The 17,036-nt window shown below is 69.6% G+C and carries 20 protein-coding genes and 2 pseudogenes; 15 read left to right on the plus strand and 7 right to left on the minus strand.

All coding sequences use genetic code 11. The annotated features are described in order from the left end of the window. Positions 1 to 4 precede the first annotated feature (4 nt). The 4 genes from ACZ53K_RS33615 (at position 5) to ACZ53K_RS33630 (ending at position 2,681) form a co-directional block, all read left to right on the plus strand. The gene (locus ACZ53K_RS33615) at positions 5 to 946 is read left to right on the plus strand and encodes a DUF4097 family beta strand repeat-containing protein (protein ID WP_468844236.1); all 942 of its coding nucleotides are present in this window, start codon (positions 5 to 7) and stop codon (positions 944 to 946) included. Positions 947 to 1,091: 145 nt separating this feature from the next. After that, a complete protein-coding gene (locus ACZ53K_RS33620; protein ID WP_468844238.1) occupies positions 1,092 to 1,406 on the plus strand; it encodes a hypothetical protein in 315 nt (104 codons plus the stop codon). Between the two features lie 127 nt (positions 1,407 to 1,533). Next, positions 1,534 to 1,932, plus strand: a complete 399-nt coding sequence (locus tag ACZ53K_RS33625) for a RapZ C-terminal domain-containing protein (RefSeq protein ID WP_468844240.1) — start codon at positions 1,534 to 1,536, stop codon at positions 1,930 to 1,932. A 305-nt stretch (positions 1,933 to 2,237) separates the two neighbouring features. Beyond that, positions 2,238 to 2,681, plus strand: a complete 444-nt coding sequence (locus ACZ53K_RS33630; RefSeq protein ID WP_468844242.1) for a hypothetical protein — start codon at positions 2,238 to 2,240, stop codon at positions 2,679 to 2,681. Between the two features lie 3 nt (positions 2,682 to 2,684). On the opposite strand, the gene ACZ53K_RS33635 is transcribed toward ACZ53K_RS33630, so the two are convergent. The 3 genes from ACZ53K_RS33635 to ACZ53K_RS33645 all read right to left on the minus strand — a co-directional run bounded on the left by ACZ53K_RS33635 (position 2,685) and on the right by ACZ53K_RS33645 (position 5,095). After that, positions 2,685 to 3,260 carry an Imm21 family immunity protein gene (locus ACZ53K_RS33635; RefSeq protein ID WP_468844244.1) on the minus strand — a complete coding sequence of 192 codons (576 nt, stop codon included), beginning with the start codon at positions 3,258 to 3,260 and terminating at the stop codon, positions 2,685 to 2,687. Positions 3,261 to 3,854: 594 nt separating this feature from the next. Continuing rightward, entirely contained in the window at positions 3,855 to 4,730 is an 876-nt protein-coding gene (locus tag ACZ53K_RS33640; protein WP_468844246.1) for a sigma-70 family RNA polymerase sigma factor, read from the minus strand. Continuing rightward, positions 4,727 to 5,095 (minus strand): VOC family protein, encoded by a 369-nt coding sequence (locus ACZ53K_RS33645; protein WP_468844248.1) that lies wholly within the window; start codon positions 5,093 to 5,095, stop codon positions 4,727 to 4,729. Before ACZ53K_RS33645 ends, ACZ53K_RS33640 begins: the two co-directional genes overlap by 4 nt. A 225-nt stretch (positions 5,096 to 5,320) precedes the next feature. Here ACZ53K_RS33645 and ACZ53K_RS33650 point away from each other — a divergent pair, with 225 nt between their 5' ends. From ACZ53K_RS33650 to ACZ53K_RS33690, 9 genes are all read left to right on the plus strand, one after another. Continuing rightward, positions 5,321 to 5,650, plus strand: coding sequence for a hypothetical protein (locus ACZ53K_RS33650; RefSeq protein ID WP_468844250.1), 330 nt, complete (start codon positions 5,321 to 5,323; stop codon positions 5,648 to 5,650). Between the two features lie 127 nt (positions 5,651 to 5,777). Beyond that, complete coding sequence (locus ACZ53K_RS33655) at positions 5,778 to 6,164, plus strand: hypothetical protein (RefSeq protein ID WP_468844252.1); 387 nt, start codon at positions 5,778 to 5,780, stop codon at positions 6,162 to 6,164. Between the two features lie 96 nt (positions 6,165 to 6,260). Further along, positions 6,261 to 6,956 (plus strand): hypothetical protein, encoded by a 696-nt coding sequence (locus tag ACZ53K_RS33660; protein ID WP_468844254.1) that lies wholly within the window; start codon positions 6,261 to 6,263, stop codon positions 6,954 to 6,956. A gap of 115 nt (positions 6,957 to 7,071) precedes the next feature. Then, positions 7,072 to 7,794 carry an NUDIX domain-containing protein gene (locus ACZ53K_RS33665; protein WP_468844256.1) on the plus strand — a complete coding sequence of 241 codons (723 nt, stop codon included), beginning with the start codon at positions 7,072 to 7,074 and terminating at the stop codon, positions 7,792 to 7,794. Between the two features lie 91 nt (positions 7,795 to 7,885). Next, entirely contained in the window at positions 7,886 to 8,191 is a 306-nt protein-coding gene (locus tag ACZ53K_RS33670; RefSeq protein WP_468844258.1) for a hypothetical protein, read from the plus strand. Positions 8,192 to 8,280: 89 nt separating this feature from the next. Continuing rightward, positions 8,281 to 8,979: a GGDEF domain-containing protein gene (locus ACZ53K_RS33675; protein WP_468844260.1), complete on the plus strand. Its 699-nt coding sequence runs from the start codon at positions 8,281 to 8,283 to the stop codon at positions 8,977 to 8,979. Then, a complete protein-coding gene (locus ACZ53K_RS33680) occupies positions 8,976 to 9,362 on the plus strand; it encodes a hypothetical protein (protein WP_468844262.1) in 387 nt (128 codons plus the stop codon). The genes ACZ53K_RS33675 and ACZ53K_RS33680 overlap by 4 nt, the downstream gene beginning before the upstream one ends. A gap of 230 nt (positions 9,363 to 9,592) precedes the next feature. Continuing rightward, positions 9,593 to 10,360 carry a MerR family transcriptional regulator gene (locus tag ACZ53K_RS33685; protein WP_468844264.1) on the plus strand — a complete coding sequence of 256 codons (768 nt, stop codon included), beginning with the start codon at positions 9,593 to 9,595 and terminating at the stop codon, positions 10,358 to 10,360. A gap of 53 nt (positions 10,361 to 10,413) precedes the next feature. Continuing rightward, positions 10,414 to 10,626, plus strand: coding sequence for a hypothetical protein (locus tag ACZ53K_RS33690; RefSeq protein WP_468844266.1), 213 nt, complete (start codon positions 10,414 to 10,416; stop codon positions 10,624 to 10,626). 58 nt (positions 10,627 to 10,684) lie between these two features. Here ACZ53K_RS33690 and ACZ53K_RS33695 read toward each other — a convergent pair. Next, a pseudogene (locus ACZ53K_RS33695) lies at positions 10,685 to 10,792 on the minus strand (IS21-like element helper ATPase IstB); the annotation flags it as partial. Positions 10,793 to 11,754: 962 nt separating this feature from the next. Between ACZ53K_RS33695 and ACZ53K_RS33700 the strand changes: the two are divergent. Beyond that, positions 11,755 to 12,594 (plus strand): IS5 family transposase, encoded by an 840-nt coding sequence (locus ACZ53K_RS33700; RefSeq protein WP_468844267.1) that lies wholly within the window; start codon positions 11,755 to 11,757, stop codon positions 12,592 to 12,594. A 243-nt stretch (positions 12,595 to 12,837) separates the two neighbouring features. Here ACZ53K_RS33700 and ACZ53K_RS33705 read toward each other — a convergent pair whose 3' ends face one another. The 3 genes and pseudogenes from ACZ53K_RS33705 to ACZ53K_RS33715 form a co-directional block, all read right to left on the minus strand. Then, the gene (locus ACZ53K_RS33705) at positions 12,838 to 15,165 is read right to left on the minus strand and encodes a tyrosine-type recombinase/integrase (protein ID WP_468844281.1); all 2,328 of its coding nucleotides are present in this window, start codon (positions 15,163 to 15,165) and stop codon (positions 12,838 to 12,840) included. A 2-nt stretch (positions 15,166 to 15,167) separates the two neighbouring features. Then, the gene (locus ACZ53K_RS33710) at positions 15,168 to 15,701 is read right to left on the minus strand and encodes a tyrosine-type recombinase/integrase (protein ID WP_468844283.1); all 534 of its coding nucleotides are present in this window, start codon (positions 15,699 to 15,701) and stop codon (positions 15,168 to 15,170) included. Next, positions 15,631 to 16,110: pseudogene (locus tag ACZ53K_RS33715) on the minus strand (tyrosine-type recombinase/integrase); the annotation flags it as partial. The gene ACZ53K_RS33710 and the pseudogene ACZ53K_RS33715, both read right to left, overlap by 71 nt. Before the next feature lie 326 nt (positions 16,111 to 16,436). Here ACZ53K_RS33715 and ACZ53K_RS33720 point away from each other — a divergent pair. Beyond that, positions 16,437 to 16,865 carry a DUF4240 domain-containing protein gene (locus ACZ53K_RS33720; protein ID WP_468844269.1) on the plus strand — a complete coding sequence of 143 codons (429 nt, stop codon included), beginning with the start codon at positions 16,437 to 16,439 and terminating at the stop codon, positions 16,863 to 16,865. Positions 16,866 to 17,036 lie beyond the last annotated feature (171 nt).

The following is a 17,036-nucleotide window of genomic DNA, read 5'->3' on the forward strand; positions in this document are numbered from 1 at the left end:
TCCCATGCCCGTTCGCACCCTGGCCGCCCAGCAGTCCGGCCCCGTCCTGATCGACGCCCAGCTCCTGGGCGTCGGCGGCACCGTCACCGTCCGCACCGACGCCAGCCGCCCTGAAGCCGAGATCACTATCCGCACAGCCGACGAGTCCGGCTCTTCGGCCGATGCGGTCCGTGACGCCGAGCTGCGCTGGGATGCCCGCGGCGCGCTGGTCGCCCATGTCCAGGGCACGGGCGGTGCCAGCGGCGGCACCACGGTCGGCAACAGCCGCGGCGGCACCTTCATCGCGGGATCCAACTTCGGCGTCGTCCAGCACGTGCAGAACAACGTCGGATCGGTGGTCATGGTGTCCGGCGGCGACCTGAACGTCGGCGGCGGCCGCTACCAGTTCCATGGCACCGGCACCGTTCACGTGATCCAGGAGGCTTCCCCCGTCGAGATCACCGCTGTGGTGCCCGAGGGATGCTCGGTCACCGCACGCACGCAGTCCGCCGACGTCATCACCGACGGCACCTTCGCGGCCGTCTCCGCCAGTACTCAGTCCGGCGACGTCCGTATCCCCGGCCAGAGCGAGCGGGTCACCGCGAACACGCAGTCCGGCGATGTCGACGTGCACAACGCGCCGCACATCATCGCCACAACGCAGTCCGGCGGCATCCGGCTCGGCCGCACCGATGTGGTGGAGGCCAGCACCATGTCCGGCGACCTCCACGTCCGCGATTTCGGCGGTACCGCCCAGCTCAGCAGCATGTCCGGTGACATCCGCGTCCACGCGACTGCCGGCGGCGACCTCACCGCCAAGACGATGTCCGGGGACGTCACCGTCACCGCGACCGACAGCGCCGTCGACGGCGACCTGGACGTGCGCGCCCACAGCATGTCCGGTGACGTGCGCATCCCCCACCGCCGTCAGCGCCACACCGGTGGCCCCCGACGCCGCCGCAGCTGACCCGTCCGCTTCGCCCGCTCCCGGCGCGCCTGCTGCGCGCCGGGACCGCCGGTGGCGGACCGGCCAGCCTGGCCGGACGAACCGCCGTTCCGAGCGATGGCGATCACCACATGCCTGCCGCCCATCTTCTGAAGGGACCCACCACATGACGGATCGCGAGGCCCGCGAAATCACCATCGACACCTGGGCCATCGAGCTCGACAACGGTGAGAACCTGCGCGACCTCAGCGTCGGTGACGCTGTCGAGCTGCGCACTGGCACCGCCTTCGACGGCCTGTGGGTCGCCAAGGAGTTCAGCGAGCGAGGGGCTGTCGTCACCCTGCAGGCCGCCAGGGCCGTCGAGAACTGCGCGGACGACGCGGAGATCTCCTGCCCGTACTCCGGTACCCGGCACGCGCACCCCGTGGACGCCGAAAGCCGCTTGCTTCGACGCCCTGAGACTGCGATCGCATCGTCGTGACACGCACGATCACCGGCCCTGGCCACCCCGGCGTTCGATGAACGTCAAGACCGGTCGTTGCGTACCGGCTGCCGTGTCCGGGGAGGCTGCAGCCTCCCGCCCCATCGAGGTCAGGAGAGCAGCCGGGATGCTGCATCCGCTCAGCACCGTGGTGATCACGTCGTACGGTGCCGCGCACCACGATGTCCCGCAGGCAATCCGGCCGGTGACGGTCGACGCCTCGCTGCTGCCTTCGCCGGACGCCGTGTCCCGGGCCGGGCAGCAGCTCGGCGGCCGCAGCCCGGCCGCCCGCGCCTACGTCACCCGCAGCCCCGCAGGCCGCCTCGTCGTCGGCCAGGCGCTGGAGCGGATCCGCCAGCGCCTCGGCCCCGGCGGGCAGGTCGCCGTGCACGTGCGCAGTCCGCTCGGGCACTACCGGGCGCCGGCCGTCGCGGAGGAGATCGCCGACCGACTGCGCGCTTCCGGAGTCCAGGTGCAGGTGATCCACCGCCACCTCGGGCGACCGGCACCGCCCGCAACCCACTGACCCTGCACCGTCTGCCGCCCTGCCCGGACTGTCCGTCCGGGCAGGGCGTCGCCATACCCGCCCGGCTGCCCGGCCCCGCAAGTGCCGGCCAGCCCGCTCGTGCACCGCCTCCATCGACCTGGGAGTGATCCGATGCAGATCCGACTGCCGTGGATGAGCCGCACCGACCGCATCCGCTGGCGTACCGCCCGCACGCTGGCCGACCTCGGCTGCCTCACCGCCGACTGGTGGGAGGACTCCGTACGCAGCCTCCCCGGCCACCGCGCGGGCCACCGCCCCCACCCCGCCCCCACCCCGCCCTCGCCATGCACGTGCCGGTGCTCGCCGCCGCCAACCGCACCGGGTTCCTCGCGGCGGCCGCGCAAGCCGGACTCGACAGTGCCCGGCTATGGCGGAAGACGGCCGTGCAAGGATTCGCCACGGACCCGGCCGTCATCCAGCGCCTGGTCGGCGCCGCCGAGACAGCGGGCCTTGATCTGGTTCTGCACGACTGGCACGACGCCTTCTACGCCGAGCACACCGGCGGCATCACCGTCACACGCTCGCCGGCGCGACCCGCGGTGCCAACGAGCCGCGGGTGCGCGGCTGACGGCCCCCTGTGCCGCCCCAGCTCCCTGGTTTCCGAGGCCGGGGCGGTGCGGAGAACCGGACAGCCCGGGCCCGCACCATCCGCCGGACAAGGAGCCCCGTCCCGTATGCCGCACGCGTACCGCAACGCCGCCGAGGTGGCCCGCCGTTCAGAGTCATGACAGTCATACAGGGAGGAGTTGGATGACCCCCACCCACGGGAAGTCGCCTGTCTTGTGAGTCGCGCGAACACTCCAGCGTCCTGCGGGGACAGAAATTTGGGCCTGCTCTGGCAGACCTCCCTGATCCGGGTACTCCATGGTGAGATCCGCTCCAGCTACGGCGGAGTCCAGGAGAACCGCCGACCCATCGGTCTCCCACACTCCGCAGTCCTCCCAGCCGGTGGCGGGGTCGTCCAAGACGGCCCTCGCGGCCTCAAGGAGCTCGGCTTCTGAATCAGCGGCGAGCCACCGCACGAAGACATTCTGCTCGGAGAGGTAGCAAGTCGTGGCCGGCTCGTCGGCCAGCACCAACCCCGAGGCTTCGGTGCCAACGTCGATAATCCCAGCCCAGTTCTCTACATCGCATGCGCGGTCGTAGTCGTCGGGAACGTCGGTCCCGCCGACGATGATCCCGTCTTCCGTGCACCCGCCCCACTGGTTCAGCGCAGAGACCGGGATGACGATCAATGGGCCACCCATCGACTGCACCCAAGCGAGTTCGTCATGGACGTGGCGAGAGACGTTGCGAGATGCGGTCATGTGATCAGTCTGCCCTTGCCCACTGACACCGCTTGAGCCGCTATTCCGCACAGAGGAATATCCGAACCTGCCGACAGTTCCTAGCATCACGGCTGGGAGACCATCGCCGCGCTCATCGCCACCGCCCAGGCCACCAGCCGGTGACCCGCACCGCCCTCGACCGTGTCCGCGCCTCCTCCGGCATCGCCGCCCTCGCGCTGCAGCAGGTCGAGGACGAGCTGAGCGCCGACACCCTCGACGTCCGGCAGCTCGCGGACCTCCTGTTGCGAACTGCACCACGAAGCGCACGCACCTGGGCCCCATGCAGCCGCTCGATACGACCATCCCCGATACTGGCAACTGCGGCTATTCGGGCTTGCGGAATTGCCCGGATATCGAATGTCCCTCTGCATGGTGAGGCCAGCCCATTTCGGCCCACGATCCTGTCTCCCGCGGTCCGCTGCGGACGAGTGTGCTGTCTCGGAGGCATGGCGCCGGGGCACAGCCCGTGCGGCTGGCCACGGCGGATGGCGTGTGGACTCGATGCCGGAGGAGCGTGGTTCCGCCACCGCACCGGATACCGTCCTGTCGGTGTGCGAGGTGCCCGACACCGGCTCAGGTCTCGGCGGGCAGATGGATAGAGGCCAGTTTGGCCGGGTCGACGACGATGTGGATGCCGGTGATCCGGCCTTCGGTGACGGTGAAGGCGATGAGGGAGAGAGGGGTTCCGTTGGGGCGCCAGGACATGTGGCCGGGGATGCCGTTGACCAGCACGGGCCGATTGCGGGCGACCTCGCCGGAGAACATGCGGGCCCCGGAGGCGACCTTGGTGGCGCCGAGGGTGACGACCACGCCGTCGGAAGTGTCGACGGTCAGCTCCACGTTCGGGTCGAGGACACGCAACAGTGCTTCGAAGTCGCCGCTGCGGGCGGCGGCACCGAATGCCTGGACGATCTCTCGGTGCTCGCGGCCGGAGCCCGCCGGTCGGCCCGTGGCGTGGACCTTGCGGCGGGCGCGACTGGCGACCATCTTGGTGGCAGCGGTGGACTTGCCCAGGATCCGGCCGATTTCGTGGAACGGGACTGCGAACATGTCGTGCAGGACGAACGCCAGGCGCTCGCTCGGGGTGAGCGAGTCGAGCACGACGAGCAGGGCGAGGCCGACCGAATCGGCCAGCGCCGCCTGCTCGTCCGGCGCGGGGTCATCGTCGGGTATCACCACGAGGTTCGCGAACTCCTGCTCGTAGGCGATTTCGGGGTGGGCTCGGCGGGATCTCAGGAGGTCCAGGCTGATTCGGCCGACCACCGTGGTCAGCCAGCCCGCCAGGTTGCCGATGGTCGCCGCGTCCTGACGGACGAGGCGCATCCAGGCTTCCTGGACCACGTCCTCGGCATCAGCGTGCGAGCCCAGCACGCGGTACGCGACGGCGCGCAGCCGATCGCGCTGGGCTTCGAACGCCTCGGTCACAAGGCCGGACGGGTGGGCGGTCACGGCTTCCGCTGCTGACGGAGCGAGACCCGGTTGCCGTCCGGGTCCACCGCCTCGATGCGGACCCCGAACGGATAGTCCTCGGGCTCGGATTCTTCGAAGACGACGCCGCGCTGACGCATGATCTCGAAATCCTTTCGCAGGTCGTCGGATTCGAGGATCAGCGGACCGGGTGCACCCGCTTCCCCCGGCTGTCCCGCGGCCGCCGCATGCGACCACAGGATGATCTGCACCGGGCTGTCTGGCACCCCGACGGTGAGGAACCGTCCGTCGGGCCCCGGGAAGTCGAGCCGTTTTTCCAGGCCCAGCCCCTCGGTGTAGAACTTCAGTGCGCGGTCCTGATCGGTGACGTAGACCGTCACGTACATGATGTTGGTCAGCATCCTGCTCTCGATTCACTCGTTGATGCGACCGTTCGTATGCGGTCGTCGCTCTCATGACGAGTGCCGACGGGAGAAGGTAACAAGACCGGTCCGCGGGAGCGGAAACAGAGCACGCCTCACCGCTGGTGCCCGAGAAGCATCGTGCGGGCTTCGTCTCGCTCTGCCGTCTTTTGGACCGGACAGAGGCCACGTGCCACGGGAAGAGGACCGGTGACCGCGTCGGCGAGATCCGCCTCGGCCCCGACCGCCTGCCTGGTCCTCGCCCTGCGCACGAGCAGCGAGGATGTTGGCGCTTTCGGGTTCGACCTGCTGGTGGCCTGCCCGGTCGACGACGACTGCGATGCGTCCGCGTGGGCGCCGGTCTCCTCGGTCTGCGACCTCCTGGCCGCGCACACCACCTACATCGTGCACCCGGCCATCGTCTGCACCGTCCACGGCGGCCCCGACCGCACCGGCCGCGACCAGGACGGCGCCCACCCCGGCGGGGGCGAGGCGCACGCGCCGGAGACGACCGGCGGGGTGCCGCGTACACGGCTCTGAAGTGCCGCCCCGCCTGACCGGACGCCTTCAGCACGGCCCCGCTCCGCCGGCTGCCCGGCCGGGGCGGGGCCGTGCGGTGTCCGCCCGGTCAACCGGACCGGACGACCGAACCTGTTTGGAGGCCACCGTGTCCCTCGCCCGCCGCACCCTCATGGAAGCTGCCGCTGCCCGCTTCGGCTGGCGGCGCGCGTACGGCGAAACCACCACGGTCGACGCCCTGCTCACCGAGCAGACCGACACCGCCTACGCCGAAGCCGCCGACCACGCGGCCCTGGCCACCGAGAAGAACGGCGATGCCCTGGCCGTGCAGCCCGGCGTCCTGGACGTCCGCGGCCGGGTCCTGGCCGACGTGCTGTACCTGGAGGGCGTCCTGGCCGGCGCCCGCAACCGCGGCCTGGCACAGGAGCTCATCGCGCGCCTGGAGGACGCCGTCGGCCTCGGCCACGAACTGACCGTGCTGCTCGCCGACACCGTCCGCACCACCGCCGCCGCACACACGGTCAGCGGTACCTGAGACGCCCGAGGCGGCCGCAGGCCATCACACCCGGCCGCCCCGGAGCACCACTCCTCCCCCCAGCTCGCATCCCACACCAGAAGGAGCACCCTCAGCATGCACGCATCCGTACGCCGCGCCACCCTCGCCATCGCCGACGCCGCGACCGAGGGCCTGGACATGGGCACCGTCGTGTTCGGCGGCGCCATCGGCGCCTGGGCGGGTTACACCTACTCGCCCGACACCTGGTCCGGCGACTGGCGCCTGGTCTTCGCTGGCGGTGCCGCAGTCGTGGCCGCCGTCGCCGTCAACTCCCTGGCCGAGCTGTTCCTGACCCCGCTGCGCCAACTGCTGAACAAGGCCCGCAGCACCACCCGCTCGCGGGCCGGCGGCCACACCGCACCCAGTGCCCCGGCCACCCTGAAAGAGGGCCTCGCCCAGGTCGCCGCCGCCACCGAGGACGACGCCGCCGTCCGAGCCGCGACGGCCGCCTGGCGCATCGACCAGGGCGAGGGCTTCCTGCGGGACGAGGACCGGTGGCGCGGCTACGAGGACGGCGAAGCGACCTACTACCTCGCCCCCGGCCTCTGGCTCCACTACCGCAGTGAGACGAACAGGTACGGCAACACCGAGCCCTGCTTCACGTTGCTGACCGGCGACGCCGACCAGCCGGTGGCCATCACCGGCATGGCGCAGCTGCGCCACCACCTCGCCGCCCGTGCCGCCGGCCTGCCTGTGGCACCAGCCACCGCTTCCGAGGACCGCGTCCGAGACGACGTCCTGGACGACGACGTCGCCGGTCTGCCCGCCTGACGGGCCGCCCGCATCGCCCCGGCCTCGACCGGGGCGGACCGGTAGTCAACCAGCCCGGCTCGCTTTCGATGCCCAGTGCCCGTTCCTCATCCCCTTCAAGACCAGGAGATTGCCCATGAACACCGACACCGTCGCCGAGACGATCTGCTACACCGCCGACGTCATCCTGCTCGCCGCCGGGCGCGTCCTGCTGATCGAGCGGGGCTGGGATCCGTACGCCGGCTGCTGGGCCCTGCCCGGCGGTCACGTGGATGCCGGGGAGAGCAGCCTGGCCGCCGCCGCCCGCGAGCTGGAAGAGGAGACCGGCGTCACGATCCCAACCGCCGATCTGTCGCAGGTGGGTGCCTTCGACGCCCCCGGCCGTGATCCCCGCGGCCGGTACGTCACGGTCGCCTACACGGCCGCCCTGCCCTCGCCGGTCCCGCCGGCAGCGGCAGACGACGCCACCGCCGCCCGCTGGTGGCCCCTGGACGCACTCCCCAGCCTGGCATTCGACCACGCCGAGATCGTTGCAGCTGCCGTCTCCCAGTGGCCTGCCACCACCAGGGCCGACACCAACACCTTCGCCGCGCTCAGCGACTGCTTCGCGGCCGACCTCGCCGCGCTCGTCTCGGAGGAAGCACCGCAGCACTTCACCGCGACCGGCTTCATCGACCTGGTCGAACGGGTCCGCGATGTCCTGGTCACCGCGAGCGTCGGCTACCTGCAGGAAGCCGGCGAGGATCTGGACGCCGCCTCTTGCCTCACGGACGCGCTGACCAGCTCCGAAGGCGACCCGCGGGTGCTCCTGGCGCAAGCGCGCGCCCGCCTGCGCGATGCCATCGAGGCCACCCGCTGACCGTGTGCTGAGCGCACACCGTGCCACCCCGGCCCGCACCGCCGGGCCGGGGCGGTCGCGGTAGCCCCTCAACCAGGCGAAGCGAAGGGAGATGGACGTCATGCCCCTGCCCTACTTCGAAGTCGATGTCCCCATACGCAGCACCCGCCAGCCGGGCCTACGCGGTGTGCATGTCTTCACCGGCCCCGCCGACAGCCGCAGTGCCGCCGTGCGGATCGCGCACGAGGTCTACGACGCGGCCCGCACCGCACAGCAGGCCGGACGCGAAGTTCCGCGCGGGCGGCCGGACGGCTGGGCAGCCCGCGGCTACCGGCCCGGCTGGGAGCTCGACTGGACGGCAGCGGCCGCCGGCCGCTGGAACGCCCCGTATAGCTGGCGCCGCGTCAGTGACCTGTAGTTCCGCCCCGGGACAGCCGCTCTGCTTGGCGGCTTCGACGGCTGCCCCGGGCCCATCCATCCCGTACGAGATGAGAGGGAGAGACCAGTATGGCCTCCACCGTGCGCGTCCACGCCCCTTCCGGGCAACGCGCTCTGATGCTCACCAGTCTCGCGGTGCCGCTGACCGGCTGGGCCGTCCACGCCGTCAGCCTGCACCGCAAACTCGCCGCCGCCCACCGCAAGCTCGCCGACCGCCGTGACCCGCTCACCGGGCTGCTCGGACGCGACGGCTACACCGCCAAGGCCCGCCAGATCACCGGCCGGTACGGCGAGAGCTCCCTGGTGGTCTTCGTAGACCTCGACCGCTTCAAGGAGATCAACGACGGCCCCGGCGGGCACGCCGCCGGCGACCGCGTCTTGGCCGCCACCGCGCAGCGCCTCACCGCCTGGGCTGGCAGTCGCGGCGCGGTCGGCCGGCTCGGAGGGGACGAGTTCGCCGTCACGGTCAGGGTCGCACCGGCCCGCCGCGAACTCCGGCTCGCCCAGCTGATCACCCTGCTCGCGCAGCCCGTGGAGATCGACGATGACGCCCTGATCGACGTCACCGCGTCGGTCGGCGCCGCCGCCCCCGACGTCCTCGGCACGGTGGACCTGTCCGCTTTGCAGCGGGCCGCAGACGCGGCGATGTACGCGGGCAAGCACACCGGCCGTCCCGTCCTCGCCGACCGCTCCCATGCCACCGTGCCGTCCGTCAACGGCCGGCGCGCCGGGCGGCCGGGCACCAGCGCCCTCGGAGCCGCCGCGTGAAGCGGCCGACGCTCTACGCCCCGGACCACATCCGCGGCATCACCCTCAGGCAGCCCTGGGCCGCGTGCGTCCTGCACGGTGACAAGCGGGTGGAGAACCGGCCCCGCTCGTGGGTGCCGGGTTGGCGCCTGCTGCACGCCGCAGCCGCAATCGACCGGGCCGCGCTGCGCAATCCGCTCGTGACCCGCGCGGTCCGCGGCCGCGAGCTGCCTACCCGCGCGGTCCTCGGCATCGTCCGCATCGCCGGCTGCCACACCGACCCCGGGCAGTGCACCAGTCCCTGGGCGCAGCGCGACGTGCACCACCTGGTCCTCGCCGACGTCCAGGAGCTTGCCCTGCCCATCCCTGCGGGCGGGCAGCTCGGGCTGGCTTCGTCGGTGTAAGGGCGGGAACGATTGATGCCGAGTTCGAGCAACAGATGATGATCAGGCGGGTCCAGAATGTCGTCCAGTTACGAGACACCTCGTCGGCGCGTCGTGCCGTGACGAAGACCGATAGATGGCCCCGAGGGGCCTCGGCCAATCGAAGCTGATCGAGGCTGCCTGGGGCGAGGGTAGTCAGGGTTGCTGTCATGGCTTGAACCTCACGCGGTGTGAGGATGCATCGTGGGTCCATGACCACTTCTGCAACCTGGAAAGTAGGCCGACTTGCGGAGGCCAGCGGGCTGACCGTGCGCACGCTGCACCACTGGGACACCATCGGTTTGCTCAGCCCTTCACAGCGCACCACAGGAGGCCACAGGGAATACACCGAGGACGACCTCGTTCGTCTCTATCAGGTGCTCGCGCTGCGTAGTCTGGGGCTGGCGCTGGATACCATCGCCGTCTGCCTCGATGCAGGTGTCGATCCGACACGGCTGGTCCGGGATCACTTGGCGGGTGTGGAGGCATCCATCGCCGCGTTCGGTGTCCTGCGAGAGCGGCTCGTGCGACTCGGTGAGGAGCTGTCGGCTGACCAGGCTCCGACGGCCACGGCTCTGCTCGATGCACTGCGGGCGATCGGCGGCACCGGTCCGGAGGGCGAGCACACGCTGGGCCACCACCTGGATGCCGACGAGATACAGGTCCTGCAGACCCGTGCCGCCGCTCTGGGGCCCGCGATGCATTACCTGCTGGAAGTCGAGTGGCCCGAGTTGTACCGCAGGGCCGAACGCCTCCGTGCGGCTGGAACTCCTGCTACTGATCAGAAGGTCCGCCGGCTGGTGGCCCGCATGGATGAGCTGAGCGCGTTGTTTACCGGCGGCGACGCCGGCATCTCCGCCGGTGTGAGGGCTGCCTGGCATGACGAACCGGCCGCCATGTCGGGAGACCCCGACGCTCCGGCCGACGACTGGCGCGAGCTGGCTGAGTACCTGGACCGCGCTCGCCACAGCCCCGCCTGACTCGCGCCTGCTGTGGTCACCCCGTCATCCTCATGTGCCCAAGGAGTCTGGTTATGAACCGTCGAACACGTATGCGTATCGCCCTGGCATCAACGGTCCCCACCCTCCTCACCCTTCCCGTCATCTGCCTCTTGGCCGCGGTCGGCTCGGTGCCGTGGACCCTTCTCCTTGCCCTGCCGGTGGCGCTCGTGGTCCACGCTGCCATCAACTTCTCCCGCCTGGAGCAGAGGCTGTCGAAGACCCGCTCCGACCCGAACTCCGTGTGAGCAGACGTAGTCTCCCGCAGCCGCCTCACCGCCTTCATTCAGAGCAGTTCACGGGTTCTCAGCCCTGGGACTGCTGTTCCGCGCGGGCACGGGTGGTGGCGAGGCGGTAGGAGTCGGTGCCGGTCTCGATGATGTTGCCGCCGAAAGTGAGGCGATCGACCAAGGCGTCCTCGCCGGAGATCCGTTCCTGCTCGCCGACCCCGGCCAGACCTGGACCTTGCGCCCCGACATCACCACCCGCCCCCTCCCTGCTGCTCATCATCAGCCGGGAGACCGACCAGCTCACAGTCGAAGACGAGCACGGTCAGCGCTACCGCATCCCGCTATGCGCGCTCGCCGCCTACCAGCTCGATCAGTGGTGCTGGGCCCGGCCCGAGGGGGCCGTCGGCCGCAGGCCCGGCCGCCCCGACGCCATCCGCCACGCACTGAATGGAACCGAAATGCTCCCACCACTCTGGGTCGGCACATACCACGGCAGCCACGACGGCGGCCGCGTCGTCGTCACCACTACCCGGGACGATAAGCAGAAAATGCCCTACGGCTTGGTGTGCACCTGCGGCTTCTCCCAGCGCCACGCAGACCCGGTCCGCGTGGACCGCGCCGCCTGGCGCCACACCCACCCCACTATCTGGGGCCGCTGGAAGTACATGCTCCTGAACCTGCGCCGACCCGGGACGCTACAACGGCGACGCCCCAGCGGCATGAGCCAGAGTTCTGTACGCCGACCTGACCGTCTGCCACCTCCCAAGAGGCCGCGCCCGCATCTGAACGAGAGAAGTCTATGGACGCGACGGTGGTCAGCGAGGACGTCCCGCCTCGGCTCCGTGAGCGGGTTGTCCAGAAGCCGGAGGAGACCGCGCGTCCGTACGCCTGTTCAGGCGAGTGTCATCACACCGATGCTCAGAGGGCGTTTTGCTGCTTTTTGCGGGATAGTGCGGTGAATTCTGGTGAGTGGCTGGGGAGTTGAGTGCGGTACGTGGCGCTCATGTGACAGCCGGGCTGCGGATCCGGTTGTTGCGCTCCCTCTGCTCCTGTTTCGTCGCGAAGTACGCCGGTTGGCTCCGAATGCCCCAGCCGTCCGGACCCTGCGCCCTGACTGACGGCACGGACCGGAGCTATGCAGGAGACATGAGCGTGCGCCGCCGCTATCCCAGCGACCTGTCCGATGCCCGGTGGGCCCTGGTCGAGCCGCTCCTGTCGAGTAGGCGCGACGACAAGGTCCGCCGCGGTCTGAACATCGGCCACCCGCCCCGCCACGACCTGCGCGACCTCCTGGACGCGATCCTGTATGTGGCCCGCACCGGGATCCCCTGGCGCTACCTTCCGCACGACTACCCGCACTGGAACACGGTCTACCAGTACTTCGGCCGCTGGGAAAAGGACGGCATCTTCGAGCAGCTCAACGCCCTGTTACGACGCCGGGTACGCGGGGACGAGGGCCGTACACCGGAGCCGACCGCGATGGTGATCGACGCGCAGAGCGTCAAGACCTCCACCAACGTCCCGGCCGCCGGTCAGGGCGCCGATGTCTCCAAGAAGATCGTGGGCCGCAAGTGGTCCGTCGTGATCGACACGACCGGCCTGCTGCCGGCCGTCCTGGTCAGCGCCGCAAGCATCCAGGACTCCACGGCCGGCGAGACCCTCCTCAATCGGATCGCCGCGACCTATCCCGCCATCCGCAAAGGCTGGGCGGACCGCGGCTACCGCGAGTACCTCGTCGACCACGCTGCCCGTCTCGGCATCGACCTCGAAATCGTCCGCCGCACCTCCGGCACCCGCGGATTCACCGTGCTCCCGCGCAGGTGGGCGGTGGAGAGAACGCTCGGCTGGCTGATGTTTCACCGCCGCCTGGCCCGCGACTACGAAGCCCTCCCGGCCCGCTCCACCGCCATGATCTACCTCGCGATGATCGCCCTGATGACCCGCCGCCTCACCAGAGAACCCACCCCAACCTGGCGGGGGCTCTGATACCTCAGCAACGACGCGTCTCGGGACGAAACACTGGGAGGAAACGTCCTCTCACCACCCGCTCCGGCCAGCATCTCAAGGACTGGTCATCGCCGTCCGAGCTGAAGACCTCCCCGGGCTGCACACCTTCGCGCACGGCCTGGAGAAGGACTGGGAGGCTGTGATCCAGGGGCTGACCACCCGCTGGAACTCCGGCCCCGTCGAGGGCCGCGTTAACCACATCATTCTGTGGAATCAGATTTGTCAAGCTTGCGGTGCTTTGCCCTGTCGGACGTCGACGATCGGCAGGAGGGAAGCGTTCGGCGGGACGTCGAGCTGGCGGGGTGTAGGCCCGGCGGGGGTGGGAGTGTCGGCGAGGCGTCCCAGGGGACGGTCGAGGGATGCCTGGCCGTCGTCGACGGCGGCCTGCTCGTCCTCAGCCAGGGGGATCATGGCTCGCATTTTTTGCAAGTTTTCTTTGGTGTCTAGGAGTTGGGCTTTGCTGGAGTCCTTCGGGGTGTAGAAGTCACAGCGTGTGCAGGCCATGCGGTGCGGGCACTGCTCGAAGAAGGTGTAGGTGCAGTAGCCGTGCCCGAGGTCGTAGTGCTGCCAGGGTTCGCCGGCCGCGGCGGCGCCGGAGGTGACCGTGTCGCGGTCGACCAGGACCTCGATTGTGCGGACGTTGCGGGAGAAGTACCCCGCGTCGTCGTAGGCCCGGGTCAGCGTCGTCGGGCTGATCTTCGCGTAAAACTGCGTGGACTGTGGAGATCGGTGGCCGAGCCAGGCTTGCAGCTCGAACAGCGTCATCGGCTCCTTCGCGTTGTAGAGCTGGCTGGCGATCGTGGACCGGGCCCGGTGGCTGGTGATGTTCCCACGTACGTCTGCGGCGGGGACGCCGGCCTTGCGGCAGAGCATCGGGATGACGGTGTTGTTGATGTAAGCGGAGGAGAGCTTCCGGGCCCGGGTGGCGAACAGGAGGTCCACCAGCTCGCCGGTGCGGCGGTCGGTGAACTTGGGCTGCTCGGGGCGGATCGCCTGCCAGGCATCGAGGGCCTGGCCGAGGATCGGATCGACCGGCTTGGTGAACGCGGTGCCGGTCTTGTGAGTCGGCACGTCCAGCAGACACACGGCGTCACGGGCCAGGACCTGCTTCGAGTCGCCCGCGATCGTGGCCCCGTCATGCTGCCAGCGGATGCAGCCCACCCGCAGCCGGGCGATCTCATCGCTTCTCTGCCCGGAGAACAACCAGGTCAGCGTGACTGCCCGGACCAGTTCGAGGGGGTAGAAGTTCCCGGCCCGGGTCTGGGGCAGGTCGTCCTCTTTGAGGTTCAGTCCCGCCCACATCAGCTTTGCCCACACCTCGTCAGCGATCACACGGGGGTCTGGGCCGAGCAAGGCGGCGACACTGCGCGGAGTGGCCAGCGCGCGCTGCGGATCGAACCGCCTGGGTATCCATTCCCACTCTTGGCAGTCACGGAAGAACGTCCGCACCGCGCTGAGCTGGGTCGCTTTCGTGGGTGCCTCCAGCGGCTTGCCGATGCGGTCCTTCAGGCCGACGGTCCGCTGAACATAGTCGCCGACCTTCATTCGGTCCAGCGCGGCGATCCAGGCCACGCAGGTCTGGCGCGTCCAGCTCGCCGGATCCGCAGCCTCGGGGTGCTCGGCCTCCAGCCACCGCCCGACCTTGAACAAGGTCGAGCGGACGCTGCCGCGGACGCGAGGCGTGAGCGTGGAGGTGTCGAACCAGCGGTCCACCCACCGAGCCCACTCCTGCGCTCCGCCGGTCGCCCTCGCTGAGTGGCGTCCCGTCATCTGCTGGGGCGGCTCGCAGTGTCCCAGCTCGGCGGCGGCCCGCTGCATGGCGTGCAGGGTGTTCAGCCGCAGGTCAGGAAGGAGTCGTTCCCCGCGTATTCGCTCGAACAGTTCGGTGGTCAGCTCCTCGATGTGAGGGCTCCGGTTGAGGAGAAACACCTGGCAGGCGACCATCGGCAGCACCGTGTCGTCCTCGCGGCCGAGTTGGTAGCCCCATCCGTCGAGCACCGCGCGGAGGCGGCGGATCTCGCCCTCCACGCGGTCACGGCCGAAGACGCGCCAGGCCAGGGTGAGCCGGCTGAAGCTGCCGAGCCGGTAGAACGCGGTGAAGCCGCCGAGGAGGAAGGCGTGTGCGGCCAGGTAGGGACGTACGGCGTCATCTGCCCAGCTGGGGGCGGCCTTGCGGAAGCCTTGCTGGTCGTGGCCGAGTAGGTCGGCCCATTCTGTTTCGGTCCATGACCAGTACGATCGGCCGGTCTCCGCGCATCGCAGCAGCATCATGGCGCCGGCGTCCAGCGTCGCCCGCCGGCGGTGGGTCGTGGGCGGCGAGTCCAGAGCGGCAGCAGCGTCGTCCAGGGGCCGTAGCAGTCGTCGGATCTGACGCCACTGCGGGGCTGACGGGTCGTGGCGGGCCAGTCGTCGCAGGTTGACCACGCCGAGGTCGACGATGGCCTGCTTCTCAGCAGCCCGGACTGTCCGCTTGATGTCGTAACGGCCCGGGGCGACCGGCCACTGCCAGCGCGGAAGGTGTTCTCCGGGAGTCGACTGCGCGGAGGGCATGATCACCGGGGCACCTCCGCGTCGCCGCCGGCCGCGGTGAGGGCCTGGATGCGCCAGGCGTGGATGTGCTCCATGCCGCGGCTGAGCTTGTCGGCCAGATCGCGGCCGGACAGGTGGATGTACTGCAACGTGGAGTCGGTGTGCCGGTGCCCGGCGAACGAGGCGATGGCATGCACTTCCCAGCCCATCCGAGCCAGGTCCGTCAAGCACAAGTGCCGGGTCGTGTGCGTGGAGAACCGCTCGACGCCCGAGGCCAGGGCGATCCTGCGGACCACTTTCGACCACGTCCACAGGCTCAGCGGCTGGGCATGGTTGCGGCGCGACTCCGACAGGAACAGCGGCCCCGGGCCCGGCTGACGGCGGCACGGTGGGCGAGGTAGCCCGACAGAGCAGCACCCCGGTCGACGCCGAGTACGGCACCACCCGCTCCAGCCGGTTCTTCGTTGTCTCCGCCCGTATCCGCAGCGTGCGGTGGGCCGGATCGACGTCATCGGTCCGCAGCGAGCACAACTCCTCGCGCCGCAGCGCGGCGTCATAGGCCAGGGCGAGCATCACCCGGTTGCGGACCGGCTCACGCCGGGCCACCTCCAAGATCCGCAGCCACTGCTGTTCACCGGGGATCCACGGCAGCTTGGTCAGTCGCGGCACCAGTCCCCGTTGATAGCCAGCGCCGGCCCGGCGGCCGGGGGTGTAGCGTCCCCGGCCGACCGGATTCGACTCCCGCAGGCCCTCCTCCATGAGGAAGTCATAGAACAGACGGACCGGCACCAGGCGCTGCTGGATGGTGGCGTTGGCCAGTCCCGCCCCTGAGTCGATCGAAACCACGTTGACCCCTCGGCGGTGAGGCCGTGAGGTCAACTCCCGTACGTAGGCGGCGGTATGCGCGCGATTCGCGGTTACCGGGTCGACGTCCTCCCGTTCGCACATCAGCAGGTACTCGGCCATCCCGCGGGCGTAGGCATCGATCGTGCGGGGCGCACGTCCGAGATCCGTCCAGATCGTCAGCCAGGTCGCTGCCTGCTCGTGGCGGCCGAGTACCGGCCACTTCTCCGTGAGCACCGTCGTGCCGCTCAACACATCTCCCAAGTCCGTGGTTGTACCGGAGAGACATGATCACCCCGGCAGATTCCACGTAACTTTTAAAATGATCAAACGGCAGATGTTCGGCCGCGCCAAGCTCCCCCTGCTCCGTAAGCGGGTCCTGCTCACAGCAGCAGCGAACAGGTGACTCCGGAGGCTGAGTGTCAGACCCCTGCGTCATGCTCGATGGTGTGAACGAAGATACTTTCTGGAAGCTCATCGAGGATTGCAGGCCCACAGGACCGGACCCCGACTCCCAGCAACTGGCAGCCGCACTGACCGAGCACCTCGCCCAGTCCCCGGTGTTCGTGGTCACCGGTTTCGCCGAGCAGCTGTCCTGGGCCCTTTACCGCCTGGACCGCAGGGAACTCGGACAGGGCCTTTCCGGTGACGCATTCCTCTACGCACGCTGCGCAGTCGTCGCCGCCGGCCGTGAGGTATTCGAAGGTGTACTCCAGGACCCGGGTGCCTTCGCCCCGTTCGCCACCGACTTCATCTGGGCCGAGAGCTTGCTCTACACACCAGACCACGCCTACGAACGCATCACCGGCGAAGAATGGGACCGCAGCACCCGCTACTCCTACGAGTCGTACTCGAACACCGGCGGCTGGGCTGCCTGAACACCACTGCCTCCCATTAGGCAGGTCCCGCCCCCAGTGATCGTCCTCACGGAATATGTGCCTGATCCCCACAGATCCCTACATAGCCACTGCCACCGCCACCCGCGACGACATCCGCACCCAGCCCTACGCCTGGACATGCACCTGCGGATCCTCACGCAGCTTCCCCAC

It is taken from the genome of Streptomyces sp. NPDC033221 (assembly GCF_055577005.1).

Bases quoted from the DNA above. Each gene is read 5' to 3' on its own strand.
- ACZ53K_RS33700 (WP_468844267.1), top strand. From the start codon at position 11,755: ATGAGCGTGCGCCGCCGCTATCCCAGCGACCTGTCCGATGCCCGGTGG.
- ACZ53K_RS33705 (WP_468844281.1), bottom strand. From the start codon at position 15,165: ATGCCCTCCGCGCAGTCGACTCCCGGAGAACACCTTCCGCGCTGGCAG.
- ACZ53K_RS33690 (WP_468844266.1), top strand. From the start codon at position 10,414: ATGAACCGTCGAACACGTATGCGTATCGCCCTGGCATCAACGGTCCCC.
- ACZ53K_RS33625 (WP_468844240.1), top strand. From the start codon at position 1,534: ATGCTGCATCCGCTCAGCACCGTGGTGATCACGTCGTACGGTGCCGCG.
- ACZ53K_RS33665 (WP_468844256.1), top strand. From the start codon at position 7,072: ATGAACACCGACACCGTCGCCGAGACGATCTGCTACACCGCCGACGTC.
- ACZ53K_RS33620 (WP_468844238.1), top strand. From the start codon at position 1,092: ATGACGGATCGCGAGGCCCGCGAAATCACCATCGACACCTGGGCCATC.
- ACZ53K_RS33630 (WP_468844242.1), top strand. From the start codon at position 2,238: ATGCACGTGCCGGTGCTCGCCGCCGCCAACCGCACCGGGTTCCTCGCG.
- ACZ53K_RS33660 (WP_468844254.1), top strand. From the start codon at position 6,261: ATGCACGCATCCGTACGCCGCGCCACCCTCGCCATCGCCGACGCCGCG.
- ACZ53K_RS33645 (WP_468844248.1), bottom strand. From the start codon at position 5,095: ATGTACGTGACGGTCTACGTCACCGATCAGGACCGCGCACTGAAGTTC.
- ACZ53K_RS33670 (WP_468844258.1), top strand. From the start codon at position 7,886: ATGGACGTCATGCCCCTGCCCTACTTCGAAGTCGATGTCCCCATACGC.
- ACZ53K_RS33635 (WP_468844244.1), bottom strand. From the start codon at position 3,260: ATGACCGCATCTCGCAACGTCTCTCGCCACGTCCATGACGAACTCGCT.
- ACZ53K_RS33615 (WP_468844236.1), top strand. From the start codon at position 5: ATGCCCGTTCGCACCCTGGCCGCCCAGCAGTCCGGCCCCGTCCTGATC.
- ACZ53K_RS33675 (WP_468844260.1), top strand. From the start codon at position 8,281: ATGGCCTCCACCGTGCGCGTCCACGCCCCTTCCGGGCAACGCGCTCTG.
- ACZ53K_RS33710 (WP_468844283.1), bottom strand. From the start codon at position 15,701: ATGACGCCGCGCTGCGGCGCGAGGAGTTGTGCTCGCTGCGGACCGATG.
- ACZ53K_RS33685 (WP_468844264.1), top strand. From the start codon at position 9,593: ATGACCACTTCTGCAACCTGGAAAGTAGGCCGACTTGCGGAGGCCAGC.